At 72.4% G+C, this 26555-nt stretch carries 23 protein-coding genes and 1 other RNA gene; 8 read left to right on the forward strand and 16 right to left on the reverse strand.

Annotation, left to right across the window (positions count from 1 at the left end):
* Positions 1-25: 25 nt before the first annotated feature.
* Positions 26-2536, reverse strand: coding sequence for a WD40 repeat domain-containing protein (locus P2424_RS11290; protein WP_276475624.1), 2511 nt, complete (start codon positions 2534-2536; stop codon positions 26-28).
* On the reverse strand, positions 2533-4737 hold the full coding sequence (locus P2424_RS11295; RefSeq protein WP_276475625.1) for an AAA family ATPase: 2205 nt from the start codon (positions 4735-4737) through the stop codon (positions 2533-2535). The genes P2424_RS11290 and P2424_RS11295 overlap by 4 nt, the downstream gene beginning before the upstream one ends.
* A gap of 19 nt (positions 4738-4756) precedes the next feature.
* On the opposite strand from P2424_RS11295, the gene P2424_RS11300 reads away from it, so the two are divergent.
* Positions 4757-6229, forward strand: coding sequence for a hypothetical protein (locus P2424_RS11300; RefSeq protein WP_276475626.1), 1473 nt, complete (start codon positions 4757-4759; stop codon positions 6227-6229).
* 102 nt (positions 6230-6331) lie between these two features.
* On the opposite strand, the gene P2424_RS11305 is transcribed toward P2424_RS11300, so the two are convergent.
* Genes P2424_RS11305 through P2424_RS11315 form a run of 3 tightly spaced genes read right to left on the reverse strand, consistent with a single transcriptional unit; the run spans position 6332 to position 8539 of the window.
* On the reverse strand, positions 6332-6841 hold the full coding sequence (locus P2424_RS11305; protein WP_276475627.1) for a hypothetical protein: 510 nt from the start codon (positions 6839-6841) through the stop codon (positions 6332-6334).
* Positions 6842-6865: 24 nt separating this feature from the next.
* The gene (locus P2424_RS11310) at positions 6866-7975 is read right to left on the reverse strand and encodes a MerR family transcriptional regulator (RefSeq protein ID WP_276475628.1); all 1110 of its coding nucleotides are present in this window, start codon (positions 7973-7975) and stop codon (positions 6866-6868) included.
* Between the two features lie 33 nt (positions 7976-8008).
* Positions 8009-8539 (reverse strand): GNAT family N-acetyltransferase, encoded by a 531-nt coding sequence (locus P2424_RS11315; protein WP_276475629.1) that lies wholly within the window; start codon positions 8537-8539, stop codon positions 8009-8011.
* 176 nt (positions 8540-8715) lie between these two features.
* Here P2424_RS11315 and P2424_RS11320 point away from each other — a divergent pair, with 176 nt between their 5' ends.
* Positions 8716-9189 (forward strand): carboxymuconolactone decarboxylase family protein, encoded by a 474-nt coding sequence (locus P2424_RS11320; protein WP_276475630.1) that lies wholly within the window; start codon positions 8716-8718, stop codon positions 9187-9189.
* A gap of 145 nt (positions 9190-9334) precedes the next feature.
* Positions 9335-10258: an RNA polymerase sigma-70 factor gene (locus P2424_RS11325; protein ID WP_276475631.1), complete on the forward strand. Its 924-nt coding sequence runs from the start codon at positions 9335-9337 to the stop codon at positions 10256-10258.
* Positions 10259-10298: 40 nt separating this feature from the next.
* Here P2424_RS11325 and P2424_RS11330 read toward each other — a convergent pair whose 3' ends face one another.
* On the reverse strand, positions 10299-10724 hold the full coding sequence (locus tag P2424_RS11330) for an ATP-binding protein (RefSeq protein WP_276475632.1): 426 nt from the start codon (positions 10722-10724) through the stop codon (positions 10299-10301).
* A 112-nt stretch (positions 10725-10836) separates the two neighbouring features.
* Between P2424_RS11330 and P2424_RS11335 the strand changes: the two genes are divergently transcribed.
* The 3 genes from P2424_RS11335 to P2424_RS11345 all read left to right on the forward strand — a co-directional run bounded on the left by P2424_RS11335 (position 10837) and on the right by P2424_RS11345 (position 12614).
* Complete coding sequence (locus P2424_RS11335; protein WP_276475633.1) at positions 10837-11658, forward strand: helix-turn-helix transcriptional regulator; 822 nt, start codon at positions 10837-10839, stop codon at positions 11656-11658.
* Positions 11655-11924 (forward strand): DUF397 domain-containing protein, encoded by a 270-nt coding sequence (locus tag P2424_RS11340; protein WP_276475634.1) that lies wholly within the window; start codon positions 11655-11657, stop codon positions 11922-11924. The genes P2424_RS11335 and P2424_RS11340 overlap by 4 nt, the downstream gene beginning before the upstream one ends.
* 135 nt (positions 11925-12059) lie before the next feature.
* Positions 12060-12614 carry a flavoprotein gene (locus P2424_RS11345; protein WP_276475635.1) on the forward strand — a complete coding sequence of 185 codons (555 nt, stop codon included), beginning with the start codon at positions 12060-12062 and terminating at the stop codon, positions 12612-12614.
* Between the two features lie 31 nt (positions 12615-12645).
* Here the strand turns inward: P2424_RS11345 and putP are convergent, their stop codons facing one another.
* Together putP and P2424_RS11355 are read right to left on the reverse strand one after the other, a co-directional pair.
* The gene (putP, locus tag P2424_RS11350) at positions 12646-16227 is read right to left on the reverse strand and encodes a sodium/proline symporter PutP (protein ID WP_276475636.1); all 3582 of its coding nucleotides are present in this window, start codon (positions 16225-16227) and stop codon (positions 12646-12648) included.
* Positions 16228-16532: 305 nt separating this feature from the next.
* Positions 16533-17501: a LysR family transcriptional regulator gene (locus tag P2424_RS11355; RefSeq protein WP_276475637.1), complete on the reverse strand. Its 969-nt coding sequence runs from the start codon at positions 17499-17501 to the stop codon at positions 16533-16535.
* Positions 17502-17604: 103 nt separating this feature from the next.
* Between P2424_RS11355 and P2424_RS11360 the strand changes: the two genes are divergently transcribed.
* A complete protein-coding gene (locus P2424_RS11360) occupies positions 17605-18981 on the forward strand; it encodes an MFS transporter (RefSeq protein ID WP_276475638.1) in 1377 nt (458 codons plus the stop codon).
* Here the strand turns inward: P2424_RS11360 and P2424_RS11365 are convergent.
* From P2424_RS11365 to ftsE, 7 genes are all read right to left on the reverse strand, one after another.
* Positions 18963-19901, reverse strand: a complete 939-nt coding sequence (locus P2424_RS11365) for an oxygenase MpaB family protein (protein ID WP_276475639.1) — start codon at positions 19899-19901, stop codon at positions 18963-18965. The genes P2424_RS11360 and P2424_RS11365 overlap by 19 nt on opposite strands.
* Positions 19902-19977: 76 nt before the next feature.
* Positions 19978-20613 (reverse strand): GPP34 family phosphoprotein, encoded by a 636-nt coding sequence (locus P2424_RS11370; RefSeq protein WP_276475640.1) that lies wholly within the window; start codon positions 20611-20613, stop codon positions 19978-19980.
* A 334-nt stretch (positions 20614-20947) separates the two neighbouring features.
* Positions 20948-21320, reverse strand: a transfer-messenger RNA (tmRNA) gene (gene ssrA, locus P2424_RS11375).
* A gap of 132 nt (positions 21321-21452) precedes the next feature.
* Positions 21453-21974, reverse strand: a complete 522-nt coding sequence (gene smpB, locus P2424_RS11380) for an SsrA-binding protein SmpB (RefSeq protein WP_276478930.1) — start codon at positions 21972-21974, stop codon at positions 21453-21455.
* 27 nt (positions 21975-22001) lie between these two features.
* Positions 22002-23321 (reverse strand): S41 family peptidase, encoded by a 1320-nt coding sequence (locus P2424_RS11385; protein WP_276475641.1) that lies wholly within the window; start codon positions 23319-23321, stop codon positions 22002-22004.
* Positions 23322-23390: 69 nt separating this feature from the next.
* The gene (gene ftsX, locus P2424_RS11390; RefSeq protein WP_276475642.1) at positions 23391-24305 is read right to left on the reverse strand and encodes a permease-like cell division protein FtsX; all 915 of its coding nucleotides are present in this window, start codon (positions 24303-24305) and stop codon (positions 23391-23393) included.
* A 41-nt stretch (positions 24306-24346) separates the two neighbouring features.
* A complete protein-coding gene (ftsE, locus tag P2424_RS11395; RefSeq protein WP_075003567.1) occupies positions 24347-25036 on the reverse strand; it encodes a cell division ATP-binding protein FtsE in 690 nt (229 codons plus the stop codon).
* Positions 25037-25301: 265 nt separating this feature from the next.
* Here ftsE and P2424_RS11400 point away from each other — a divergent pair, with 265 nt between their 5' ends.
* Entirely contained in the window at positions 25302-25496 is a 195-nt protein-coding gene (locus P2424_RS11400) for a hypothetical protein (RefSeq protein ID WP_078534678.1), read from the forward strand.
* 151 nt (positions 25497-25647) lie between these two features.
* On the opposite strand, the gene P2424_RS11405 is transcribed toward P2424_RS11400, so the two are convergent.
* Positions 25648-26460, reverse strand: a complete 813-nt coding sequence (locus P2424_RS11405; protein ID WP_276475643.1) for a collagen-like protein — start codon at positions 26458-26460, stop codon at positions 25648-25650.
* Positions 26461-26555 lie beyond the last annotated feature (95 nt).

The following is a 26555-nucleotide window of genomic DNA, read 5'->3' on the forward strand; positions in this document are numbered from 1 at the left end:
GGGGACCCGCGATCGAAGGCCCTGCTCAGAGGCGTTTGTCGTCGAGACGCAGGATCATCGTGCCCGCCTCCCCGGTGGCCAGCAGCACCGGCGCGGCCGATTCCGAGGCGCGCTGCGGCGCCATTTTCAGGGTGTTGACCGGATACCCGGTGACGGCTTGCAGGAGCGGTCGGTCGACGGTGGCGTCCCACAGGTGGATGCCGGTCCTGCCGGCGACCGCGAAGAGGGTGCGGCCGCGGCCGGCGGTGAACCGGGTGACGGCGGTGAGTTCGCCGTCCCCGGGATTGAACTCCCGTACGAGATCGGCTCCGTCGTACGACCGATCCCGCGATCGCTCCTCCGGCCGCGGCCCCGGATCCTGCTCCCGCTCCTCCCCGTCCTGCTCTTCCTCCCGCACCGACCAGACTTTCAGCGAGCCGTCCTGCCCGGCGGTCGCCAGCCGCAGCCCGCCGTTGTCCAGCGGGAAGAAGGCCACGTCGTTCACGGCGTGCTGCTCACAGCGGATGGTGATCGGGTCCGGCCGGTGGCCGTCATCCGCCGCGCGAGAGTGCCGCCGCAGGTCCCAGATCCGCACGTTGCCGTCGCTGCCGCCGGAGGCGAGCAGGAACCCGTACCGGGAGTGCACGGAGGCCAGGCAGCGGACGCTGAGGACGTGCTGGGAGAAGCTGTGCACGGTTTGGCCGGTGCTCAGGTCCCACACCAGGACTCTGCCGTCGGCGCCGCCGCCGGCCAGCAGCGCGGTGGAGTCGTCGACCATCGGCACCAGGCACAGCGCCGGTGAGTAGTGGCCCGTCAGTTCGCGGACGGTCGAGACCGGGCCGCGCTCGGTGAGGTCCCACAGGGCGACGCTGCTGTCGCTCATCCCCGCCGCCAGCAGCAGCCGGGTGCCCAGCGGGACCCAGGCAAGCGCCGTCGGGGAGTCCCCCTCGTGGACGAGCCGCTCGGCGCCGGTCTCGATGTTCCACACCTTGGTCCGCGTCTCCTCGGCGGTGGCCAGCAGGCGCATGGGCGGGGGCGAGAGGGCACTGACGGTGATCGGGGTCCAGACGCGCGGGGGGTCGTGCAGCGCGGCCGCCGACAGCGGCCAGGCGCGGATGGTGCAGTCCAGCCCGGCGCTGTAGAGGCGGGTGTGCCCGTCGCGGGTGACGGAGGTGAGGGCGGTGGCCGGAGCGGAGTGCCCCGGCAGGGCCTGGTGCAGGGGGCGCAGAGCGGGCAGTTCCCACAGCCGTACGGTGCCGTCCGCCGACGCCGAGGCGAGGGTCTGCCGGTTCTCGACCTCGACGACCCGGAGGGCTGTCGCCTGGGTGGTGCCCGGCCCGGTACCGGTCGGCGGGGCGAGGCGGGGGTGCGGTGCGGCCGCGTCGTGGAGGGCCAGCGAACCGTCCTCCAGCGCGACGACGTACCGGCCGCTGCCGTCCGGCGGGGCCAGCAGCGCGCGGACGGCAGCGGGATGGCGGGAGCACCGGGTGGTGGTACGGCCGTCGAAGCACCCGACCGTGTCGTGCTGGGCGAACAGCAGCACCGGCGTCCCGCGGGGCCGCGGGCCCGGCACCACGGCGTCGCCGTCCTGCGCCGGGGCTCCGCCGCCCGGGGCCGGCGGAGCCGCGCGGCCGGGCAGCCGGGTGCTCTGGAGGAGCACCGGGGCGCTTTCGAGGACGGGGAGGGGGATGTCGACCGGCTGGAAGGTGGCGGCGTCGAAGGCGGCGATGTGCCCGTCGTCGTAGGCCGCCAGGAGGGTGGAGGCGTACGCGGACTGCTCGTGGCGGATCAGGGAGCTGACCCAGGCGCGCTCGCGGTGATGGATCTGCCGTATCGGCCGGGCCCGGTGCGCGTCGAGCACGGTGACCCGTCCGTCGGTCCCGGCGGTGACGACGAGCCCGTCGGCCAGTGGGAGCAGTTGGGTGACGGCGCCCTGGTGCAGCGGCAGCGGGGCGGCGGCCGCGGTGCCGTCGGGGCGCAGGAGGCGTACCGCGCCGTGGTCGTCCCCTGCGACGACGAGCGTCCGGCGGGGCCCGCGGGGGGTGAGGGACGTCAGGGAGGTGACGGCGGGATCGGTGAGGGCCCAGAGATTCTCGGCGCTGGCGCAGTCGCTCCACAGCGGGGTGACCGGTGATCCGGCGAACGGTTCCGGCGGGGTGCCGCGCTGCTCCGGCGGCAGGTGCCGGGCCGTGGCGGCGTGGTGGGCCAGTTGCAGGCTGGCGAGCCGGGAGAGCGGGCTGAGGTTGCGGGTGAAGGGTTCGAGTTTGGCCCACGCCTGGAGCCACTGCTGCCGGAGCGGGCTGGACTCCCCGGCCGCCAGCAGGCGGCGGACCGCGGCGCTGGTCTCCCAGGGCAGCAGGGCGGGTGGCACGTGCGTGTCGTCCAGCACATGGCCCTGGGCCGCGTGCTGGGCCAGGTGGCGGCGCAGATAGGGGTGCGGGGGGATGCTGGGGTCGTCGGGCACCAGACCGGCCAGCGCGGCGGCCAGCTTCTGCTGGATCTCCACCTGGCCGGGAGCCTGCGGGCCGCGGTCGGGGCGCTCGGGCGGTTCGGTCACGCGATGCCGCCGTCGTCGAGCAGGGTGCCCGCGCGCAGGACTTCGGTGAGGGATTCGTGCGTCGGGCGGTAGACGCGTCGTTCGTCCTGGTGGTCATGGGTCAGATAGCCGTTGAGCCGGCTGCCGAGCAGCTTCTCGATCATCTCGTCCCAGTTCTCCAGGGGCCTGCCCAGCAGCGTCTGGGCCATCGCCGGCCAGATGACCGACCAGGGCACGCCGGAGCCCTCCGCGAAGGCGGCGGCCCGCAGCAGCGCGTGCGCGACGTCGGCGGGCAGCCCTTCCTCGGCCACCAGTGCCAGATCGCGCCGCAGCAGGCCCCGGACGCCGAGTCCCAGCATCTGCTGCCATTCCGGTTGCCGCACCGTGTGCACGGGGTCCGCGTCGCCCTTGAGCTGTTCCCCGGCCAGGCGCGCGTCGATGAAGGACGGCCACACCTGCCGGGCCACCAGGGCGGCGGCCTCGTGTGCTGCTCGCGGGTGGCTGCGGTCGCCGAGGAGAGCGGTCACGTACTCCGCGATGTCGGCGGTGCTCTGCTCGTCGTCGGTGCGTTCCACTTCGGCGCTCGGGAAGGTCTCGCGCAGCAGGTCGAGCAGACCGCGCTGCGCGTCGGGGCAGGTGTCCGCCGGTGCTGCCGCGGCCGGTCTGCTGGAGCGCACGCCGAGCAGCAGGCTCAGCTCCGCGGGGCCAGGCCCGCCGCTTCCGCCCTCCGCGTCATCCGCCGGTCCCGGCGCTTCCGGCGCCCCGGGCTCCCCCGCGGCCCGCGGCGCTCCCCGCTCCCCCGCCGCTCTCCGCTCGCCCCTGGCCTGGGAGGGCAGGCGGGCGGTGCAGAACTCGCCGAGGGGACCCAGCACATCGCTGACGATACGGTCGGCTTCCTCGGATTCGTCCAGGCCGTCCAGGACGACGCCCACCCGTCCGGTGCGGCCGCGCAGATGGGTGACGAGCTGCCGGGACCAGCAGGTGACCGGGTCCTCGGCCGACTCGGGGACTGCGGGGGTCTCGCCGAGTGCGCGCAGCAGGGCGGCGGCGACCTGGGAGGCGTCCTGGTGGCGGGCGAGGACGGCCGCGTCGACGGAGCCGGGCGGCGGGACGGTGGCGGCGGGTACCTGTTCGGTCGCCGCCTTGCACAGCGGCTGGTTCCGGTAGGCGGGGTCGCTGAGGACCACCGCGCGGGCGAGCACGGCGGACTTCCCGCTGCCCGCGCTGCCGGTGACCAGCAGGACTCCCCGGGCGCGGGTGCCGTCCAGGTGGGTGGTGAGCGTCCGGTTGAGGCGCTCGCGGCCGCGGAAGTACCAGCCGCTGTCGCCGTCCTGGGTGCGGCCGGTGGCCCGGTCGAGCCAGTAGCCGTCCTTGGTGTTGCCGCCGCCGTGTGCACTGCCGGGGCCGGTGCTCTCGCGGTCGTGCCGGTAGCCCGGGTTGGGGATGCACGGCGTCGGTTCGAGCGGGCTGGAGCTGTGGACCAGTTGGCGCAGCCGGTGCCGCTCACGTTCCGGGCCGCGCCGCAGGCCGCGTTCGAACTCGGCCATGAAGTCGCCGACGCTCAGGTGCGGCGTGGTCACCCCGGCGTTGGTACGCAGCCGGTGCAGGGCCCCGCGCAGCAGCGTGGGGAACCGGCGCACCTGTACCGGACGGTCGTGGCCGCAGGTGACCAGGACGTCCAGCCGGCAGGTCTCGCGACGCTGCTGACCGATGTCGGCGTAGAGCGCGGTGAGTTCGGAGGCCAGCTGTCCCGCGTAGCAGGCGTTGACGATGACCAGGACGTTCTCCGCGTGCGAGTCCAGAGCCGCGGCGACCACGTCCGCGGTCCGCACGGCGGTGGCGAGCTTGCGGTTCTTCACCGAGCCGGGCAGCTTCAGGTAGTGGGAGCGGGACGCGCCGGCGAGTCCGTGGCCGGTGACGAACAGCACCAGGGCCTGCCCGCCCAGCTCCCGCACCTTCCGCTCCCGGAAGAAGTCCTCCACATCGTCCCGGGTCTCCAGCACCGGGTTGGGCACCTGGTGGAAGGCGGTGGACGACCCCTCGGCCGACCACCACGCGGTGACCACGTCCAACTGCTCGCGGATGCCGCCGGTGAACTCCTCGTCGCCGTCCCCGTAGTCGAGGACCGCGAGCGTCAGCAGAGTGCGCGGGGGCGGCACGTCCGCCTTCTCGTCCGCCGAGAAGGCGTCGCGCAACTCGACTCCTCCCCCAACACCGCTCATGGTGCCTATCGTTGCAGGTATGAGTCCGCCTTCGCAGTGGAACGCCGCCACGTCCCTCGCCCCGGCCGTCACCCACGACGCGATCGTCATCGTGCCGGGCATCATGGGCAGCGAACTGATCAACGCCGGAGGCGAGGTCCTGTGGGGGCTCTCCCATCCCCGTTGGCTCGCCAAGGCGTGGCTGAGCAGGTCGGGGCTCGGCTCCCTGCACGTCACCGACGCGGAGCGCGCGGGAGAGCCCGGGTCCGTGCGGGCGAGCCGACTGCTGCGCTTCCCCACCTGGATTCCCTTCGTCGGCGGTGTCGAGCCCTACACCCGGCTGGTCGAGGACGCGGGCGCGGTCGCGGCCCATCCGCGGGCCCTGCGCACCTTCCCCTACGACTGGCGGCTGCCCGTGCGCACCAACGCGCGGCTACTGGCGCAGGAGGCCCGTCGTCACCTGGAGGAGTGGCGTGCGCATCCGGCCCATGCACAGGCGCGGCGGCTGGCGGTGGACGAACGCGAGGCGCGGCTGGTCTTCGTCGCGCACTCGATGGGCGGTCTGGTCACCTACGCCGCGCTCGCGCTCGGCGGCGACAGCGAACTCGCCGCCGAGACCCGGGGCGTGATGACGCTGGGCACCCCCTTCCAGGGGTCGGTGGACGCGGCCTGCATCCTCAATGGCGTCCAGGGCGCGCCGCTGCCCCTGCCGCACCGCAAACTCGCCGCACTGGCCGCGACCATGCCCGGCGTACACGACCTGCTCCCCCGCCACCTGTGTGTGGAGGACGGGACCGAGGTCCGCCGCCTCACCTCCGCGGACGTCGCCGCGCTCGGCGGCGACAAGGACCTGAACGCGGACGCGGAGGCGTTCCGGCAGAAGCTGCTCACCCAGCCGCTGCCGTGCCACCGCCAGCTCGTGGGTATCCAGCAGCGGACGGCCGCGTCCATGACACTGGAAGACGGCGTCGTCCGACCGGCGGAGTACTCCTTCCGCAGTCACACCGACGGCGAACTGCTCCGGGACCGCCACGGTGTGCCCCGGCGCTTCCCGGTACAGGGGGACGGCACGGTCCACCGCGCCTCCGCTTCCCTGCTCTCCTCGTCCGCTTCCGTGCCTTTCGCGCTCCAGCACGGCACGCTGGCCAGCGACAAGGCGGCCCGACTGGCGGTCGTCGACTTTCTGCTGGAGGAGGATCCGCTGGGCCCCGACCAGGCGGACGGCGCGCTGGGCCTCCAGGTGCCGGACTACGTCGTACCGGGCGCGGAGTGGCAGGTCGACATCACCGGCACGGACGACCCGTCGGGCGTCGAGTGCACCCTGTCCGCGCTGGACGGCGACGGCTGGAGCCGGGAGGGCAGCCCGTACGCCGACGGCGACGACCTGCTCCGCGTGGACCTGCGGGTACCCCGGCCCGGCCTCTACCGGCTCACCGTGACGGCCCCCTACAGCCCCACCACCCTCACCCAGCTCGTCTTCGCGGGCCCCGACGGCACGGCCGACGGCCGTTGAGACGGTGCCGGTGAGGAGGCAACGCTCGAGCATCGTCGGCGCCCGCGACGATGCGGAGCGGGTTGCGCGCCGACGTGCGGCGGCCCGGCGGCACAGCCGCCGTCAGGCGGCGGGCCCCGGAGCGGAGGCCCGCTTGGCGGTGTCGCGCCGGCGGATGGCCTCGGCCACCTCGTCGAGGGCGGTGCGCAGGACGGATCCGTACGTGTCCGGGGAGAGGGCGTGGGCGTGCTCTCCGGCTGCGGTGATGTGTTCGGTGGCCGCGTCGAAGGCGCCGAGACGGCGGTAGTCGTCGGCGAGGTTGAGGTGCAGGGACGGATAGAAGCCGGCGAGGTGCAGACCGGCGTGGTGCTGCTGAACGCGCTGCTCGGTGACGGCGTCGGCAGCGTCCAGGGCGCGGATGTCCCAGGCCAGGGCCGGTGCCGGGGCGTCGTGGAGGTCTGCCAGATGGTGCGCGAGGGTGCAGCGGTGCAGCGGGTCGCCGGTGACGCCGATCGTGGACCACAGATTCAGCAGCTTCCGGCGGGCGGAGGCGGCGTCGCCGGTTCGGCCTTCCTCGACGGCGCGGCCGATGGCCTCCATGGTGGCGTCGGGGCCGGCAGGGGTGGCGGTCATGGTGTTCTTCCTCGTCGTTCTCGCTCAGGATGCGTGGTCGGTTCTTGCTGAGGGTGTGCGGCCGGGCTCGGTGGGCATGGCCAGGGTGGTGAGGTCGCCGCGGTCGGCGGAGCGGATGGTGCCGGGCTGGTCCGGTCCTCGCAGGTCGAGCAGCAGGTCGGGACCGATGGCGGTGCTGACGGCCGGGTAGAGCGTGGTGAGTTCGAAGGAGATCCGCAGGTCCTGCCCCGTCACGGTGGCCGTGAGCGCGGCACCGGTGGACGCCGGCTCCGCCGCCGGGAGGACATGCAGGCCGTGCCGGGTGGCCCGCAGGGTGATCCGCTCTCCCGGGTGCTCCTCCAGGGCTCGCAGGAGGAGAGCCTTCGAGACCGCCACCCGGGTCGTGGCCTCGGGCAGCGAGGCGAGCATCAGCCGATGGTCGGGAAACTCCTCCGGCAGCAGTCGGCAGTGCCGGTCCTCACGGTCCGCCGTGCGCAGCCGGAGTGCGTGCGGCGTCGCCTCGGCCCGCACCAGTGTGCTGCGGCGGATCTCCTGCGTCACGGCCCGCAGTTGGTCACCGTCGACCGTGCCGGCCCAGGTCGCGGATGCTGCTTCGGCCGGCACCAGGGTCCGGGTCGCGAGGCGGTAGCGGTCCGTCGCGGTCAGGGTGACCGCTTCCGGTGTCGCCTCGACACGCAGCGCTCCGAGCACCGGGATGTCCGGTTCCCGCACGGTGGCGGTCAGTACCTGCTCGATCGCGTCGGCCAGCACCGGTCCCTGCACCACGGCGATCGGCAGACCGGGCGTCTCGGTGAGCGATGACGTGAGCGACGATGTGAGCGAAGCGGCCTTCCGCCGCACCGCCGCCGCGTCCTCGCAGACCTTCGCGACATGCTCGTCGATCAGCCGGGCCGCGTCATCCGGCTCCGCGTCGAGAGCCGTCTCGACGGCGGTGAGCGGCATGCCGATCTCGCGGAGCCGGCGCAGGGCCGCTGCCCGCGTCACCTGGTCGGCACCGTAGTAGCGGTAGCCGGAGACCGGGTCGACCTGGGCGGGGCGGAGCAGCCCGGAGTCGGCGTAGAAGCGCAGGGCGCTCGCGGTCAGTCCGGTGCGTCGGGCGAAGGCCCCGATCGGCATCAGTTCGTCGTCAGGCACCCGGCCATCGTCGGGCTTCAACCGACGTGAAGGTCAATACCAGCCGGGCGGGCCCGCTGCTCCCGGGCCCGCACTGTCCAGGTCGCGCCGGAACCAGGTGCCCGGCTCACCGCCGAGGTCGGCCGGATCCGCCGGATCGACCGGGACGAATCCGGCCTTGGTCAGCACCCGCTGGGACGCGACGTTCGTTCGGGAGGTGCCGGCCCGCAGGGTGCGCAGCCCGTACCGTGTCGCGGCCAGTCGGCACAGTTCCTGCACCGCCGACGTCGCCACACCGCGTCCGGCGGCGTGCTGTGCGACCCGGTAGCCGAGTTCGGCGGCGCCGTCCTCGAGGTCGTACAGGTTGAACCGGCCCAGTACCGATACGTCCTCGTCGACGAGGACGTGGAAGGCGCAGACGCCGGCCTCCTGCTCGGCCAGCAGGGCGCCGAACCGGTCGGCGAACCGGTCGAAGTACGCGTCGCCACGGTCGGTGACGAAGGCGGCGAAGTAGGCGCGGTTCGCCAGTTCGAAGGCCAGGACCGTCGGGGCGTGGTCGGCGCGCAGCCGCTGCAGCTCGGGCACAGCGCGACTCTATCCAGCCGCAGGGCTGAGGCCACCCGGGTTTCCGCCCGGCGGAGAAGCCCTGGCCGACGGCAGTGCGACGCGGGTCACATCCGCCCGTGTCACAGGAAGTCGGGCCGTCTCGTCTCAGGGGGTGTAGCCACCGAGGACCACAGAGGAGCACAGAGGAGCACACCATGGACGCACGACTGGACTACTTCGCCAGCCCGACCGCCGGCAAAGCCCTGAAGCACTTCATGTCCGCGGGCATGACGCTCAAAGAGTCACCGCTGCCGGCCGCGACGCAGGAGCTGGTGGCGCTGCGCGTGAGCCAGATCAACGGCTGCGCCGCCTGCATCGACATGCACACCAAGGAGGCCGCTGCCGCCGGTGAGACCCCGGTGCGGCTGAATCTGGTCGCGGCGTGGCGGGAGGCCACCGTCTTCACGGACGCCGAGCGTGCCGCGCTGGAACTCGCGGAGGCCGGGACCCGGGTCGCGGACGCGGCCACCGGCGTGGACGACGAACTGTGGACGTACGCCGCCAAGCACTACGACGAGGAGCAGCTCACCTCTCTGGTGGTCCTGGTCTCCTTCATGAACGCCGTGAACCGGCTGAACATCATCGCCCAGCAGCCGGCCGGGGACTACGAGCCCGGACGGTTTCACTGAGCCGTGGCGGCGACCGGCTCGGAGCCCGGCAGCGGGCTCGGGACCTGACCCCGGCAGTGTCGGTCGACGGCCGACAGCCAGGTGATCACAGAGGATGTCCGGGCCGGCGGTGCGGCCGGCGGGAAGGCACGAGGAGGGTTTCGCCGTGACCAAGGTGGAGGAGTTCGAGGAGCTGCGGCCGCTGCTGTTCTCGCTCGCCTACCGCATCCTGGGCAGCGTGGGTGAGGCCGAGGACGCGGTGCAGGAGACATGGCTGCGCTTCGACGCCTCGACGGCCCAGGTCGCGTCGGCCAAGGCGTTCCTGACGACCGCGGTGACGCGGATCTCGATCGACGTGCTGCGCTCCGCACGGGTCAGGCGGGAGGAGTACGTGGGCCCCTGGTTCCCCGAACCGCTGCTCAGCGACCCGTATCAGGACCCGGCACGCTCGGCGGAGCTGGCCGACTCGGTGTCGATGGCCGCGCTGCTGCTCCTGGAGCGGCTCAGCCCGCTGGAGCGGTCGGTGTTCGTCCTGCGGGACGTTTTCGGCTTCGGGTTCGACGAGGTCGCGGCGGCGGTGGGACGGTCGGAGGCGGCGTGCCGGCAGCTGCTGGTCCGCGCCCGGCGGCACATGCGGGACGGGCGGCCGCGGTTCGAGGCGGACCGGCAGGAGCGGCAGGAGCTGGCGACGCGGTTCTTCGACGCGCTGAAGGACGGTGACGTGGCCGGGCTGCGGAAGCTGCTGGCCGCCGACGTCCGGCTCGTCGGGGACGGCGGCGGCAAGGCCCCGCAACTGGCCAAGGCCGTCAGCGGCGCCGAGAACGCGGCCCGGCTGCTCGCCTCGGTCTTCCCCCTGATGGCCCGGGTCGCTGTGACGTTCGAGCCGCGGGAGATCAACGGACAGCCCGGTGCGCTCTTCCGCGACCGGGACGGCAAGGTACTCCACATCATGGCCCTCGACGTGGTCGACGGGCAGATCCGGACCATCCGCGCAGTGATCAACCCCGACAAGCTCGGTCACCTCGGGCCGGTCGCCGACGCCTGGGCCGTCGACCGCGAGGTGAAGCAGGCCCGTCGACGGACGGAGTGACGCCGGGACCGGCGCGGGCCGAAAACCGCCCGGACTCTCCTCAGCTTCGCGTCCCCGAAGGGCGGCAGTCGGCGAATTCCGCCCAGACGACCTTTCCCGGATTCCGCGCTCCCACTCCCCACTTGTCCGCCAGTGTTTCGACGAGAAGCAGCCCGCGGCCGGTCTCGGCGTCGTCGGTGGCGGACGAGAGTGTGGGAGTTCCCTCTCCACTGTCGTGCACCTCAATTCGCAACTGTCCGTCAGACTCCAGCCAAAGCATCACCCGGAATCCGCGCCCCGGTGGAACACCGTGCAGCAGCGCGTTCGTGGCGATTTCACTGACGCACAGCAGCACGTCGTCGCCGCGCGCCGCAGCACCCCAGTCCTCCAGCGCCCGCCGCACGAACGCCCTGGCCCGAGGGACGGAACGGCGCTCCCGGCGGTAGAAATGCTCCCGGAAGTGCGGCAGATGAGTTTCCCAGTTCATGGGAAAACCGTCGCGCCCGCCGGTTAGCCTCAACACCGGTTCCACTCGTACAGCTGAGTTGTACGAGTTCCACTCCGGTCGGTTCCCGGCCGGTTGGGGGAGAGACACGGTCATGCCACCGAAGAAGCGCCAGAAGAACGCGTCCGCCCTGAAGTTGGTCGGACAGCTCCTCGCCAACTACCGCCGCGCCGCCCACTTCACCCAGCAGGCCCTCGCCGACCTGGTGTGTATGGACGTCGATTCCATCGCCTCCATCGAGCAGGGCCGCCGCGTCCTCAAATCCGACCTGGCCGAACAATTGGACGAAATCCTCGGCACGAAGGGCTCCCTGGCCATCGCCGTCGCCCACCTGCCGGATATGGACAAGTACCCGCTGTGGGCCGAGGAGTTCATCGACCGGGAGCAGGAGGCCGTCGCGATCGACTGGTTCGAGAACCAGGTACTCCCCGGACTTCTTCAGACCGAGGACTACGCCCGTGCGGTGTTCCGGAGCAAGGAGCCGCCGCTGGAGGCGGACGAGGTGGAGGTCCAGGTCGCCGGGCGGATGGCACGGCAGGCGGTCTTCCAGCGGAAGGTCCCGCCCTCCGCCAGCTTCGTCGTCTCCGAAGCGGTCCTGCTGGACCGGCTCGGCGGCGGCAGCGTGCGACGGGACCAGCTCCGCCGCCTCCGGGAGGACGCGGACATGCCGGGCCTCGCACTCCAGGTGATGCCCCTCGGGCGTGAGAAGCATGCGGCGCTTGACGGCCCGTTCGTGGTGTTGGAAACCCCGGACCACGAACACTTGGGATACATGGAGACTCAGCGCGGCAGCATGCTCGTCTCAGAAGCGAGCGAGGTCAGCATCCTCGCCCGAAAATATGCGATGCTGCGAACCCAGGCTCTCAATGTGGAGGACTCCCGGAGCCTGTTGGACCGGCTGCTAGGAGAGGCATGAGCGAAGCACAGTGCACACCCGGCACCGACAGCCTGAACTGGTTCAAGTCCAGCTACAGCGGCAGTGAGGGCGGCGCCTGCCTGGAGGTCGCGTTCGACTGGCACAAGTCCAGCTACAGCGCCGGCGACGAGGCCGCCTGCGTCGAGGTAGCCACCTGCCCCGAAGCCCGGATTCACGTACGGGACTCCAAGAACCCCGCAGGCCCCTCCCTCACCCTCTCCCCTGCCACTTGGACCTCGTTCACGGCATACGCCATCGGCGAATAGCCGGCTGCGGGGCGGATGCACGAGCAGGGACACGTACGTGGCACTCCCCCGCACCCTGAGGCCCGCGCGGTGAGCGTCTGCTTGCGCCAACTGCGAGTCTTGCGGGTCGCCTTGCCCGGCGTGTGGACTGCTCCCGTGTCCACTGTTCTCCATCTCTGCGCGAGTGCCGCCGCCCCCGTCCAGTACATCGGCTCCGCCGTCCGGTCGGCGCGGCGGAAATGGGGCTGGGACGTGCACCTGCTCCTCACACCGACCGCCCCCCGATGGATGGAGGCGGAACTGCCCGAGCTGGAGGAGCTGACCGGCCACCCGGTCCGCCACCGGTACGACGCCCCCTGGCAGTCGGAGTCCGAGCCGCTGCCGCTGGCGGACGTCGTACTCGTGGCGCCGGTGTCGGCGGCGGATGCCTGCGCTTGGGCGTGGGGCGTCACACCCGATCCGGCGCCGGCAGTCCCGGCCGAGGCCTCCTACCGGAGCAGGCCGGTGCTGGCCATGCCCTACTGGCACTCCGAGACGGACAGGCAGCGCTCTTTGCGATATGCACTGGATCAGCTGAGGCGACGGGACGGAGTGAGAGTGCTCCGTGGCCGCAAGGGCTACCGCCCGCATCCGCCGGGCCAAGGGGACCCGGCGGCGTACCCGTGGGAAACGGCACTGGCCGCAGCGGAGCGGGAACTCGGGTGGTTCTGACGCGGACGGACCGCACGTCCCGGAGCAGCCGTCAGGCGTTCGCGGGGCCGGGGACGGCCTGCTCCGTCCAGATGATCTTACCGGTCGCCGTGTGGCGAGTGCCCCAGCGTTGGGCGAGCTGGGCCACCAGCAGCAGGCCACGGCCGCCCTCGTCGGTGGTGCGGGCGTGCCGCAGTCGCGGGGAGGTGCTGCTGGCGTCGGAGACCTCGCAGATCAGGCCGCGGTCGAGGATCAGGCGGAGGCAGACCGGTCCGGTTGCGTGGCGGATGGCGTTGGTGACCAGCTCGCTGACGATGAGTTCGGTGGTGAAGGTCAGTTCCTCCAGGCTCCACCGGGTCAGCTGTTCTCCGGCAGCGGCGCGGGCGCGTCCGACGGCGGCCGGGTCGCTGGGCAGGTCCCAGGAGACGACGCGGTCCGTGGGCAGCACCCGGGTGCGGGCCAGCAGCAGGGCGGCGTCGTCGACGGGTGGGCCGGTCAGCAGGGCGTCCAGGGCGTTGTGGCCGATGGTCTCCAGGCTGGGACCGGGCTCGGCGAGGGCTTCGCTCAGCCGGGTGAGCCCGACGTCGATGTCCCGGTCGTAGGTCTCGATGAGGCCGTCGGTGTAGAGGGCGAGCAGGCTTCCCTCGGGCAGCTCCCGTTCGGCGGACTCGAAGGGGAGGTATCCCAGGCCGAGCGGCGGTCCGACGGGCAGTTCCACGATGTCGACGCCGCCGTCGGGGCCGACGATCACGGGTGGGAGGTGGCCGGCCCGGGCGAGGGTGCACCGTCTGCTGACCGGGTCGTACACGGCGAACAGGCAGGTGGCCCCGAGGAACGCGGTGACGGCGGTCTCGTCCTCGGCCGAGATCGGCTCCTCGCTGCTGTGCGCTCCCATGAGGCCGATGACCAGGTCGTCCAGGTGGGCGAGGAGCTCGTCGGGTGGGAGGTCCAGGTTGGCGAGGGTGCGTACCGCGGTCCGCAGCCGGCCCATGGTCGCCGCCGCGTTGATGCCGTGTCCGACCACGTCGCCGATGACGAGGGCGACCCGGGCTCCGGAGAGCGGGATGACGTCGAACCAGTCGCCGCCCACGCCGCTGGGGACGTCCGCCGGAAGGTACCAGGACGCCACTGTCAGCGCGTTCCCCGCCGTCAACTGCTGCGGCAGCAGGGACCGCTGCATGGAACGTGCCGCGGTGCGCTCCCGGGTGAAGCGGCGCGCGTTGTCGACGCACACCGCGGCGTGGGCGACGATCTCCTCGGCCAGGCGCACGTCGTCCGCCTCGAAGGGGTCCCGGTGGGCGGGTCGGGCGAACGTCGCCACTCCGAGGGTGACGCCGCGTGCCCGCACCGGGATCACCACCACCGAGCGGATACCGAAGGCGCGGATGGAGGCGCCGAGGGACTCGTCCTCGGTCACCCAGGGGCTGGTGTCGGGGTCCAGCGTCCGGTCCACCAGGGTTCTGCTCTCCAGCAGGCAGCGGGTGACGGGCGAGTCCGGGGCGCGCTGGACCGCTTCGCCCACGGCGCGGGTCGCCTCCGGGCAGCCCTCGCGCACCGACTGCTGTCCCGCGCGGCGCAGCACGGGTGTCATGCCGACCGGTCCGGGGGCCGGTTCCTCTCCCTTCATGACCGACTCCAGCACGTCGACGGAGACGAAGTCGGCGAGGGACGGGACGGCCTCGTCGGCCAGTTCCTGGGCGGTGCGGGTCACGTCCAGCGTGCTGCCGATGCGGGCAGCGGCGTCGTTCAGCAGGGCCAGCCGCTCCTGCGCCTGCCAGCGTTCGGTGACGTCGATGAGCATGTACCAGATCCCCACGTGCCGGTTCTGGCGGTCCGTCATCACGAAGATGGAGGCGGAGTACGCACGTTTGCGGTACGGGTCCGGGTAGTGCGGGCCGCGGAACTCGTGGTCCATGACGGGCTCGCCGGTCTCCAGGACGGAGCGCATCGTCGCTTCGAACGCCTCCGCCACCGGCCCGGGCAGCACTTCGCTGATCTGCCGCCCCAGTCGCTGCTCCAGCGGGACCAGCCGGTCCAACGCCTCGTTCACCCAGACGTAGCGCAGGTCCGAATCCAGCACGGCGATGCCGGCCGGCGCATGGTTGAGGAACGGGCTGAGCATCAACTGGCTCATCCCGCCGCCCGGCATCCGCCAGAAGGCGCGCCGGGGCGGTCGGCCGACGAACCTGCCGAACAGCAGTGCGGCACAGGTGGCGACGAGCACGCCCGGGACCATCTCGTAGAGGCCCGACTCCAGCGGCCCGAGCAACGGGTTGATCCGCTTCCACAGGAGCACCGTGGCGGCCCCCGCCACGATCCCGGCCATGGCCCCCGCCCAGGTCATCCGCGGCCAGTACAACGAGAGGAGGACGACGGGGCCGAAGGCGGCACCGAAGCCCGCCCAGGCGTAGGCGACGATGCTCAGCAGCCCGTCGCCTTGGAGCGCGATCGCGAAGGCCGCCAGGATCACCACGCCGACCGCGGAGCGGCCGACCCGCACCAGGACCTTGTCCGAGGCGGTCCGGTTGAGGAACGCGCGGTAGAAGTCCTCCGTCAGGGCCACGGACGACACGAGGAGTTGGCTGTCCGCGGTCGACATCACGGCGGCCAGCACGGCGACCAGCATCACGCCGGCGACCCAGGGGTCGAGCAGCGTGCGGCTCAGCACGATGAACACCCTGTCCGGGGAGGTGAGCGGCGTGTCGAGTTCGGCGATGCCCACCAGGCCGACGAGGGTGGCGCCGCCGAGCACGAGGACGACCCAGCCGGTGCCGATGCGGCGGGCCGCCGGCACGGCGCGGATGCTGCGGATGCCCATGAAGCGGGCCAGGATGTGCGGCTGGCCGAAGTATCCGAGGCCCCAGGCGAGCAGCGAGACGATCGCGACGATGCCGAGCTCTCCGCCCGCCGACCACTGGCCGTCCGCGTAGTGGACGTCGGAGCCCATGTCGAGCAGGCCCACCTTCTTGTCACCGAGGGTGGAGCCGAGTGCGCCGAATCCGCCGACCGCCGTGAGACCGACCGCCGGGAGCACGATCAGGGCGCAGAGCATCAGCAGGCCCTGCATCACGTGTGTCAGGCTCACGGCGAGGAAGCCGCCGAGGCACGAGTAGATGGCGATCACCAGGGCGGTCAGCGTCACCCCGAGTCCGAAGCGGATGTCGAAGACGTACTGGGACAGCAGCCCCCCGGCCACCAGTCCGCTGGCGACATAGACGGTGAAGAACACCAGGGTGACCGCGGCCGAGACCATCCGGAGCATCCGGGTGCGGTCCTCGAACCGCTCCTCCAGGTACGCGGAGAGGCTGACCGCGTTCTCGGCGCGCTCGGTGTAGGTGCGCAGCCGCGGCGCGACGAACAGCCAGTTGAGATAGGTGCCGACGGCCAGGCCGGCCGCGATCCAGGCGGCACCGAGGCCGCCGGCGTAGACCGCGCCGGGCAGGGCGAGGAACAGCCAGCCGGACATGTCACTGGCCCCGGCGGACAGCGCGGCGACGTACGCGCTCAGCCTGCGGCCGCCGAGGGCGAAGTCGGCGAAGGTGCGGGTGCGGGTGTAGGCGCGGACACCGATGGCGAGCACGGCGACCACGTAGACGAGGAACACGGTCACGATCGGCGCACTCAGATGGAACACGTTGCCTCGCCTGCGAGGTTCATGAGCTCGGAGACGGCCGTCGGCACGCCCGGCTGGTCACGCACTGGCGTCTCAATGTACCGAACGGGGTGCCTCGGCCAGGGCTCGCGCGGTGCCTGCGTGTCGTCCCGGGAGCCCGGGCCGGTCGGTGCGGCACGCCTTCATCCGGCGGCGTGGCACGGCTCCGCCCGGCGCGGTACGAATCCGCCTCGCGCGGCGCGCCTGCCGTCCACGACGCGTACCGAGGGGGCCGGGGCAGGGGCGCGCGACCGCGGGACCGGGCGCTCCGGGGAACGCCGCGTCGGTCAGCGGTGGAGGGCCTCGTCATGGACCGGGAGCCAGCCCTCCGGAGGGCGCCGCAGCCAGTCCTCGGCCGCTGCCGCCCCGTGTGCCGCCTGCCGCAGGGCGGTCAGGCCGGGGTGCCGCAGCCCGCGGCGCCACACCATGGACACCGGGGAGAGCGGCACCGGAGCGGTCAGCGGCCGCAGGACCATGCCCTCGACTCCGACGAAGACCGATGTCGCCAGCACCGACCAGCCCTTCGCCCGCACCACCCGGGCGAACTCCCGCTCCCCCTCGATCTTCGGGAAGGGCGCGGCCAGTCGGATGCCCCGCTCCGCGAACAGGGCACGCGCGTAGGAGGTCCACTCGGCGGTGCCGTCGTTCCCGGCGCCGGCGTACAGCGTCTCGCCCGCCAGCTCCGCCAGCGGCACCTCGTCCAGCCCGGCGAGCCGGTGCTGTTCCGGCAGCAGCACAGCCGTCCGCTCGTAGCGCACCAGGGCGTGCTCCAGGCCGGAGAGGGTCTCGGGCGGCAGCCCGGCGACGCGGCCGAAGGCGACATCGAGCCGGCCGGCGAGGATGTCGGCGGCGGCCGCGGTGAGCCCGCTGTAGTAGCGGGCGACGAACTCGAGGGCCGGTGCCGCCTCGCGTGCCGCCTCCAGCACCCGCTGCCCGGTGGAGACCGGAGCCGCCACGTCGACGGCCAGCGGCCGACCGCCCCGCGTACCGTCCCCAGCGAAGGCGGCGGCGAGTTCGTCGTGGGCGGCCAGGGTCCGGCGGGCGTACGGGAGCAGCCGCTCACCCTCCGCCGTGAGCTCCACCTGCCGAGTACTGCGCACGAACAGCACGGCACCCAACTCGCGCTCCAGCGCCCGGATGTCGCGGCTGAGTGCCTGCTGCGCCACGTACAGCCGGGCCGCGGCGCGGGTGAAGTGCAGCTCCTCGGCGACGGCCACGAACGCCCGCAGCCGACGCGGGGAGAGGTCGTCGGACACCAGGAGACGGTAAGCGGGCCGGTCCCGATCCACAACACAGATGCGTGAAAGGGCCGCCAACAGGTGTTGGACCGCGCCGGTCGTCCCCGGCAACGCTGGACGCATGCCCCTCCCCCGCGTCTCCCCTCGTCCTCCCGTTCCGGCCCGGCCGCGGTACGCCGTCGTCGGCGGCACCCTGGTGGTCGTGCCCTCCGCGGCACGGGCCGACGGCCCGGCACCGGTCGAGGGCCCGGCAGCGTCAGGCGGCGCGGCCCCGCGCCCGGCGGGCCCGTACGCCCGGCTGTTCGCCCACCCCGGCGCTCGCGGCTTCACGCTCGGCGGACTCCTCGCCCGGCTGCCCATGGGCATGTTCACCGTCAGCGCCGTGCTGATGATCGCGGACGCGTACGGCTCGTACGCGCTCGCCGGCAGCGTCACCGCGACCGGCCTGGCGGCCACCGCGCTGACCGGACCGCTCGTGGCACGCGCCGTCGACCGCCACGGACAGTCCCGGGCCGCCCTGCCGGCGACTCTGCTCGCGCTGCTCGGCTCGCTGGCCCTCGTGGTCTGTGTCCACACCAGGGCGCCGGTCTGGACGCTGTTCGCCGCGTACGCCGCCACCGCCACCACCCCCAACACCGGCGGCATGGCCCGCGCCCGCTGGGCGCATCTGCTGCGCCGCGACCCGGCCGCCCGGCACACCGCGAACTCGTTCGAACAGGCCGCCGACGAGCTGTGCTTCATGCTCGGGCCGGTCCTCGCCGCCCTCCTGTGCACCGCGCTCTTCCCGGAGGCCGGAACCCTGGCCGGCTGCGCACTGCTGCTCACCGGCACGCTGCTCTTCCTGGGGCGGCGCTCGACGGAACCCCCGCCCGGCGAGGAGCGGAACCGGGCCGGATCCGCACCCCTGCGGCAGCCCGGGATACCGGCGCTGCTGCTCGTCTTCGCCGCCACCGGGGCCGTGTTCGGCGCCCTGGAAGTCGTCACCCTCGCCTATGCGGACGGGCAGGGGCACCGAACGGCGGGCGGCGCCGTCCTCGCCTGCCAGGCGGCCGGATCCGCCCTCGCCGGGCTCGCGTTCGGCACTCTGCCGCCCGCCCGTTCCGACCGGCGGCGGCTGGCAGTCTGCACCGCCGCCATGGCCGCGCTGGCCGTCCTGCCGCTGCTCGCCGCGCTGACGGCCCCACTCCCGGTGGTGGCCGGGGCGCTCCTCGTGGCAGGTATGGCGACCGCGCCGACGATGGTCACCGGCATGGCAGTGGTCCAGCGGCTCACGCCCGCCGGGCGGCTCAACGAGGGCATGACGCTCGCCGTCACCGCGCTGCTCGGCGGGATCGCCGCCGGCTCGGCCGCCGGGGGCCGGGCCGCGGAATCACTCGGCTCCGCCGGGTGGGCGTACGGCGTCCCCCTGGTGGCGGCGGCAACGGCGGCGGCGCTCGCCACCCTGCCGGCCGTGTCCGCCCGCCGCACCCGGGTGACCGCTCACACCGGGGGGACGTAGTGCTGGGGCAGGCCACGCTCCTGAGGCGGCGGCAGATTGCGGTCCGGCGTCTCCACCGGCGGCGCGCTGCGGGGCCCGCGGCCCAGGGCCCGCTCCCAGCCCGCGCGCGCCCTGGGGTGGTAGCGGCGCGCGGGCGGGACCAGCTTCCAGCCGTGGTGCACGAGCCGTCCGACCCTGCGCAGCCGCCGCTCGTCGCGGTCGGTCCACCGGTAGCCCAGCCGGTGGCGCACCGCGGGCGGGAAGAATCCGACGGTGAACCACACCGTGGCGCGCGCCTGCGGGCCCCGCACCAGGCGCCACACCGCGTCCGGCAGCAGCCGCAGCGCGGGCGGTTTCGCGAGCAGCCGCAGATCCAGCACGTCGCGGGTGGGCCGGTTGTCCTCCAGCACCTCCTCGGTCATCCGCGTCCAGTACTCCTGGAACGCCTCCCAGTCGGGCGGTACGGGCCGCATGCTCATGCCGTACAGCCGCCACCACTGCACATGCTCGTCGAACAGCTGCCGCTTCTCCGCCTCCGTCAGGCCCGGACCGATCCGGTCGGCGACCAGCAGCGTGAGCACGAAGAAGGTGGCGTGCGCCCAGTAGAAGGTGTCGGGGTCGAGCGCGTGGTACGGGCGGCCGGCACCGTCGGTGCCCTTGACCGTTCGGTGGTAGCCGCGCACCTGCCGCGCTGTCGCCGCCGCGCGCGGCCCGTCGTAGACCACGCCCCCGATGGGGTAGAGCGAACGGAACAGCCGCTGCCAGCGCTCCTCGAAGAACCGGGAGTGCTCGGCCACCCCCGCGCCGAGCTGAGGGTGCATGTTCTGCAGCGCCCCCGCCCACGGTGCCAGCAGCACTCCGCGCCAGTCCCCGAAGTACTTCCAGGTCAGCGACGAGGGCCCCAGGGGCTCCGGAGCCGGATCCGTGCTGCGGACGACCATGCGGCACTCCTTCCGCGGGCCTGCTGTGCACCGGGGCAGGGCTCTGCGCCCAGAGTAGATGCCCCGGGCGACGGAATCAGCCCCCCGCCGCCCCCGCATTGTTGGCCGCGGCCCGCGCGTCCATCGCCTTCTTCAGCGCCGGCCCGGCAACCCCCGCCCGCGCGGTCAGCTCCCTGAGGCGGCGGCGGTTCTGGTGCCGCACCCGCCAGCCCAGCTCCGGGCAGAGCCGGGCCAGCGCGGCGAACGAGGCCAGCGCCGCCCGCGACGGCTCGACCCGCGCCACGGGCTCACCGCCGGTCAGCGTCGCGACGGCCTCCTCGCGCAGCGCCCCCGGAAGACTCTGGTCACACACCGTGATCCGCTTGCGGCGCAGCGCCCTGCTCTCGACCCGGATCACTCCGGCGGCTGCCAGCTGCTCCTCCACCGCGAGGCAAGTCTGGCGGCGTTCCCGCTGCACCCAGGTGTGCCAGCGGCGGGCGCGGGGATGCTCGGTGATGACCCGGAGCGCACCGTCGAGCACGGGGTCCCCCGTGCGGCGGCCGCCCACCGCGCGGACCCGGACCTTGCCTCCCTCGTCCGCGACGCAGCCCCGCGCCTCCAGCTCCGCGAGGGTGCCCGCCCGTATCGCGTAACCGAGCTGGTCGCCCCACTTGAGCTGCTCCTTCTCCACCTCGCACGCGAGCAGGAAGAGCCGCGCCGGCAAGCTGTCCATGACCCCGACCCGTTGCATCCCCCCATCACAGCACGCTGCCGCGGGTGGGGAAAGAGCAGGTCAGAGCCGTAAGGAAAGACCGAACACGAGGATTCGGCGGCGAAGCCCCCGCACGCGCGGCGACAGCCGCGCAGAAACGACGAAGGCGAGGCCGCCCACGCTTTCCGTGAGCACACCTCGCCTTTCGCCTCCGCGAGCACACCCCACGGGGCACCCCGCACGCGGCGAAGGGGGCCGCGGGTGGCGAAGCCCCCGCACGCGCGGCGACAGCCGCGCAGAAACGACGAAGGCGAGGCCGCCCACGCTTTCCGTGGGCACACCTCGCCTTTCGCCTTCGTGGAGATGGCGGGAATCGAACCCGCGTCCAACGAAGTGGAAACAGGGCTTCTCCGAGCGCAGTCCGCTGCGATTTTCTCGGCCCCGGAGATCACGCGGACAAGTCTCCGACGGGCCCAGTCACTGTTCGATGTCCCGGTAGGTCCCGTGACCGGACCTACGCGGTGAGTTCCCTTAGCTGATGCCAGGAACCGGGGCGGGAACTACCCCGGGCTGACACTTCGCAGGTCGCTGCTCAGGCAGCGAGGGCGAAGGAATCGCGCTTGGTGTTGGCGATTATTTTTTTGCGGCACATGGTTAACGAGATCATTGCCGCGTTCCTCGGCTCGCTTCCCCTGCTTCGACGTTCGCTGTCGAAACCGATCATCCCCGTGTTGAGTTGACAATCTGCACATCCGCCCTTGCGGGCGGTGCCGTCATACTGCTGCCATGATACGTGACCCGGCCGCACAGACGCCAACCCTTTCGGCGCCGACAGGGGACCGTGATGCGAGGCCCCTGCCTCAGACGGTAGCGCGCTGGCGGCGGCGGGCCGCCGAGACGGCACGTTCCGCCTCGCGGCGGTCCTGCTTCTCGCGGAGCGTTTGCCGCTTGTCGTACTCCTTCTTGCCCTTGGCCAGGGCGATCTCCACCTTGGCCCGGCCCCGGTAGAAGTAGAGCTGGAGCGGGACCAGGGTGTAGCCGGTCTCCTGGAGCTTGCCGGTGAGCTTGTCGATCTCGGCCCGATGGAGCAGCAGCTTCCGCTTGCGCCTGGCCGCGTGATTGGTCCAGGTGCCCTGCGCGTACTCCGGGATGTGCACGTTGTGCAGCCAGGCCTCGCCGCCGTCGAGCTGGGCGAAGCCGTCGACGAGCGAGGCACGGCCCTGCCGCAGCGACTTGACCTCGGTGCCCGTCAGTACGATGCCGCACTCGTACGTGTCCAGCACGAGGTAGTCATGCCGCGCCTTCTTGTTCTGCGCGATGAGCTTCCGGGCGTCCTTGTCGTCCTTGGCCTTGGCCTTGGCTTTGGTCCGTGTCGTCTTCATCTTCGCCATAGCCGGTCCATTCTCCCACTACGACCGGGCCTCGAGGCCACTCAATACTGTCCTGGCCCGCTCCATGGAGTCGCCCCTGCTGCGCACCGAGAGGTCGGGTGCGATGCCGCGCCCCTCCACGTCGCGACCCGACGGAGTCGTGTAGTGACCGACCGTCAGTTCGGCGACCGAGCCGTCGGACTGGGGGCGGGGCATCTGCACCGACCCCTTGCCGAAGGTGCGCGAGCCGACCACGACGGCGCGGCCCCGGTCCTGCAGCGCGCCGGTGAGCATCTCGGCGGCGCTCATCGTCCCGCCGTCGACCAGCACGACCAGCGGGCGCCGCTCGACGTCGCCGGGGCGCTCCGCGTCGTCCTCGGCGTACAGCGCATGCTCGGTACCGTCGTCGTCGTAGGTGGCGACGAGACCGCCGTCGAGGAAGGCCCCGGCCGCGGTGACCGCCTCGTCGACCAGGCCGCCGGAGTTGCCCCGCAGGTCCAGCAGGACGGGCCCGGTCTCCGGTACCCGCTCGCGGACCGCCTTGCGCACCTGTTCACCCGAGCCCCGGGTGAAGGAGCGGATCGCGACCCGGGTGACGCCGTCGCCGACCCGGTCCACCCGCACCGACTCCGTCGTCAGCCGCTCCCGCCGCAGCGTGCGGTGCAGGTCGCGGCCGCCGCGGGTGACGTGGAGCCGGACGCGGGTGCCGGGGTCGGCCGCGTCGGCGGGGGAATCCGGGTCGGAGCCGCGCAGCAGCGCCACCACGGCGGTGACCGGCTTGCCCGTCACGGGCCGGCCGGCGACCGAGCGCAGCCGGTCGCCCGCCCGGATTCCGGCGCGGTCGGCGGGGCTGCCGGGCTGCACCCGCTCCACCCGCACGGCGGTACCGCGCCCGGCGCGCTGACCGTCCGCGCGGTCGGTGGCGCTCTCCCCGTCCGCGGCGCCGCTCCCGGAGCCGTCGGCGCGCGCTGCGTCGGCCCGGGTCTGCCGCACGGAGATGCCGACTCCCACGTAGGAGCCGTCGAGGGCCTGCCGCAGCCCCTCGTATTCGCGGGCCGAGTAGGCGGCGGACCAGCGGTCGCCGCTGCGGCTGACCACGGCGTCGGCCGCGTCGCCTCCGGCCCGCTCGCGGGCGCCGCGGGAGCCGGCGGACTCGCCCTTGGCGTCGGCCGGGCCGCCGAGCGCGCTGCGTCCCGCGCCGTGCGCGGTGCTGCCGGGAGCGGCCGACCCGAAGGCGGCCAGCTCCCCGCCGAACGCTCCGGTGGCGGCTCCGGTCGCCAGCACACCGGCGAAGACCATCGTCAGGGCCCCGCGCCGGGGTCGGCGCGGGCGCGTGTCGAGGAACCACGAGCCTGGCATGGTCCGGAGTGTAGGCCAGTGCGGGGCGCCTCACGGGGGGGTTGAGCGCACGGCACCCCGCGGCCTGCGTCACACCTTCAGGTACTTGCGCAAGGTGAAGAAGGCTGCCACGGCAGGCATCAGCAGCCCCACCGCGAGGATCAGCGGCATCACCGCGGCCACCGCGTCCCAGCCGATGAACTCGATCAGCACGATCTTCTGCTGCAACCAGTTGTTGATCAGGAAGTACTTGCCCAGGACGAGCAGCACACAGGCCAACCCGGCGCCGATCAGCCCCGCGATGGCGGCCTCCAGGATGAACGGCATCTGGATGTAGAAGCTGGACGCGCCCACCAGCCGCATGATCCCGGTCTCGCGACGCCTGCTGAACGCCGACACCCGCACGGTGTTGACGATCAGCAGCAGTGCGACCACCAACATCAGCGACATCACGCACAGGGCCGCGATGTTCATACCGTTGAGGAGGTTGAAGAGCGGTTCCAGCGTCTTGCGCTGGTCCTGTACCTCCTGGACGCCCTGTCTGCCGGAGAAGGCGGTCTGGAGGACCTGGTACTTGGTCGGGTCCTTGAGTTTGACCCGGTAGGACTCCTGCATCTGGTCCGGCGTCAGCGAGGCCGCCAGCGGCGAGTCCTTGAACTGCTTCTTGTAGAGCTTGTACGCCTGGTCGGCGGACTCGTGGTAGACCTTCTCGACGACGTCGAGCTTCTTCAGGTCGGCCTTGATCTCGCTCTTCTGCTGCCGGGTGACCGCGCCCTTGGCGCAGTTGGGGTCGTCCGAGGAGGCGTCGTTCTTGTTGCACAGGTAGATCGAGACCTGGACCTTGTCGAACCAGTACCCCTTCATCGTGCTCACCTGCTCCTGGGCGAGCAGCGAGCCGCCCGCGAGCGCGAGCGACAGGGCGACCGAGACGATCACCGCGAAGGTCATCGTGAGATTGCGACGGAGACCGACGCCGATCTCCGACAGGACGAACTGGGCGCGCATGGCGTCCTTTCCTCAGTGCTGGTGCCGGTGCCTCAGTCGCCTCAGTGCTGGTATCCGTAGACACCGCGCGACTGGTCGCGCACGAGGCGGCCCGTCTCGAGTTCGATGACGCGCTTGCGCATCTGGTCGACGATCTGCTGATCGTGGGTGGCCATCACCACGGTGGTGCCCGTGCGGTTGATCCGGTCGAGCAGCTTCATGATGCCGACGGATGTCTGCGGGTCCAGGTTGCCGGTCGGCTCGTCGGCGATCAGCAGCATCGGACGGTTGGCGAAGGCCCGCGCGATGGCGACCCGCTGCTGCTCACCGCCGGACAGCTCGCCGGGCATCCGCTCCTCCTTGCCGCCCAGGCCGACCAGGTCGAGGACCTCGGGGACCGTCTTGCGGATCTGGCCCCGCGACTTGCCGATGACCTCCAGCGCGAAGGCCACGTTCTCCCCGACGGTCTTGTTGCCCAGCAACCGGAAGTCCTGGAAGACCGTGCCGAGCTGCCGCCGCATGTGCGGCACCTTCCAGTTGGACAGCCGCGCCAGGTCCTTGCCGAGCACATGCACCTGGCCGGAGCTGGCCCGCTCCTCACGCAGGAGCAGCCGCAGGAAGGTGGACTTGCCGGAACCGGAGGAGCCCACCAGGAACACGAACTCGCCGCGCTCGACCTCCAGCGAGACATCGCGGAGCGCCGGGCGGTTCTGCTTGGGATAGGACTTGGAGACGCTGTCGAATCGGATCACGGATACACCACGTCGACCTGGGTAGGGACAACGGAAACCGCGGTGCGGCCCCCTGGGACGCTCTCCGGCGGCAGCCGGGAGCGGTGTGGGCGACCATACGCGAAGCGTGGCGTGCCGCGCACGCGGCACCCGCGCCCATGCCGCGCACCCGCGTCCCACCTGCCTGTTTCTGCGTGGAGCCGCCTCACCTGGCAGAGTGGAATCGAGCACCCCTGGGGAACGAATCACTCACGGGTGTCGTTGGCGCGACTGAGGAGGAGTTCGCATGACATGCGATCGACTGGTGTGTGCCAACTGCGCGGGGCCCGTGAACGAGGGGCGCTGCGCCGTGTGCCGTGCCCACCGGGAACGACTGCACCGGGAGGCCCCGCTGGCGCATCTGTCCCCGGCGGCGCTGATCGCCCTGCTTGCCGCACTGATAGCAGTAACACTTGTGGCACAGCGCGTAGCCACGGCGTGACGGTGCGGAAGTGCGCCGTGCACGAGCGCCGTCCCGGCGGGTGACCTACCCCGGGACGGCGAGCCGTGTCACCGCCGGAAAACACGAACGCGCCGGGTTGCGGCGGTCCTGAGACCCCCGCGCCCCGGCGCGCTGGTGCGAGCCTGACTCCTCAGGCGGCGGTGCGCCGCGAGGCGAGCCTCGGCATCAGGCGGAACCCGACGCCACCGGCGATCATCGTCGCCGCGCCCACCAGCAGGAAGGTCGTCTCGGCCGAACCGGTCTCGGCCAGCTCGTCCTTCGGCGCCTCCGGCTTGCTGTCCTGGACCGGCTGGCTGCCCGCGCTGTCCGGGTTGGTGCCGACCTCGCACTTCACCTGGTCACCGTCGAGGTCGCAGGTGTCGTCGCCGCCACCGCCGGAACCGCCGGTGGTCGCCGGCTCCTCGCCGCCGCCACCGTTGCCGCCGTTCCCGCCGTTGCCGTTCCCGCCGTTGCCGTTGCCGCCGTTGCCGTTGCCGCCGTTGTTGGCGTCGCCACCGTTGCCGTTACCGCCGTCGTTGCCGTTGCCACCGTCGGCGACACCGCCGTCGTTGCCGTTGCCACCGTCGGCGACACCGCCGTCGTTGCCGTTGCCACCGTCGGCGACACCGCCGTCGTTGCCGTTACCGCCGTCGGCGACACCGCCGTCGTTGCCGTTACCGCCGTCGTTGCCGCCGATGACGGTGCCGCCGATGCCGCCGTCGTCACCGCCGATGCCGCCGTCGCCGCCGCCGATGCCGTTGTCGCCGCCGCTGTCGCCGCCGCTGTCACCGCCGCCGTCGCTGTCGCCACCGCCGAAAATGCCGCCGAGGATGCCGCCGGAGTCACCGTTGTCCGACACATCGGCGGCCTGCGCGGCACCTGCGGCGGTCAGCGAGGCGCCCGCGGCGAACACGGCCGCTGCGGCGATCCGCGCGACCCGCAGCCGCGTCTTCGATTTGCTCATGTTCCAACTACCCCCAGTAGCTGTACTCGTGGATGGGGCCGCTGCGCGTGGAGCGCGATCCGCACCGGGCTTGCCGTCGAGGCGATGTCGAGGCG

This window comes from Streptomyces sp. WMMB303, from assembly GCF_029351045.1.
GTDB lineage: Bacteria > Actinomycetota > Actinomycetes > Streptomycetales > Streptomycetaceae > Streptomyces.

Coding starts and splice junctions, on each gene's coding strand:
- P2424_RS11295 (WP_276475625.1), bottom strand. CDS start 4,737: ATGAGCGGTGTTGGGGGAGGAGTCGAGTTGCGCGACGCCTTCTCGGCG.
- P2424_RS11300 (WP_276475626.1), top strand. CDS start 4,757: ATGAGTCCGCCTTCGCAGTGGAACGCCGCCACGTCCCTCGCCCCGGCC.
- P2424_RS11305 (WP_276475627.1), bottom strand. CDS start 6,841: ATGACCGCCACCCCTGCCGGCCCCGACGCCACCATGGAGGCCATCGGC.
- P2424_RS11320 (WP_276475630.1), top strand. CDS start 8,716: ATGGACGCACGACTGGACTACTTCGCCAGCCCGACCGCCGGCAAAGCC.
- P2424_RS11330 (WP_276475632.1), bottom strand. CDS start 10,724: ATGAACTGGGAAACTCATCTGCCGCACTTCCGGGAGCATTTCTACCGC.
- P2424_RS11335 (WP_276475633.1), top strand. CDS start 10,837: ATGCCACCGAAGAAGCGCCAGAAGAACGCGTCCGCCCTGAAGTTGGTC.
- P2424_RS11340 (WP_276475634.1), top strand. CDS start 11,655: ATGAGCGAAGCACAGTGCACACCCGGCACCGACAGCCTGAACTGGTTC.
- P2424_RS11360 (WP_276475638.1), top strand. CDS start 17,605: ATGCCCCTCCCCCGCGTCTCCCCTCGTCCTCCCGTTCCGGCCCGGCCG.
- P2424_RS11365 (WP_276475639.1), bottom strand. CDS start 19,901: ATGGTCGTCCGCAGCACGGATCCGGCTCCGGAGCCCCTGGGGCCCTCG.
- P2424_RS11370 (WP_276475640.1), bottom strand. CDS start 20,613: ATGGACAGCTTGCCGGCGCGGCTCTTCCTGCTCGCGTGCGAGGTGGAG.
- smpB (WP_276478930.1), bottom strand. CDS start 21,974: ATGAAGACGACACGGACCAAAGCCAAGGCCAAGGCCAAGGACGACAAG.
- P2424_RS11385 (WP_276475641.1), bottom strand. CDS start 23,321: ATGCCAGGCTCGTGGTTCCTCGACACGCGCCCGCGCCGACCCCGGCGC.
- ftsX (WP_276475642.1), bottom strand. CDS start 24,305: ATGCGCGCCCAGTTCGTCCTGTCGGAGATCGGCGTCGGTCTCCGTCGC.
- P2424_RS11400 (WP_078534678.1), top strand. CDS start 25,302: ATGACATGCGATCGACTGGTGTGTGCCAACTGCGCGGGGCCCGTGAAC.
- P2424_RS11405 (WP_276475643.1), bottom strand. CDS start 26,460: ATGAGCAAATCGAAGACGCGGCTGCGGGTCGCGCGGATCGCCGCAGCG.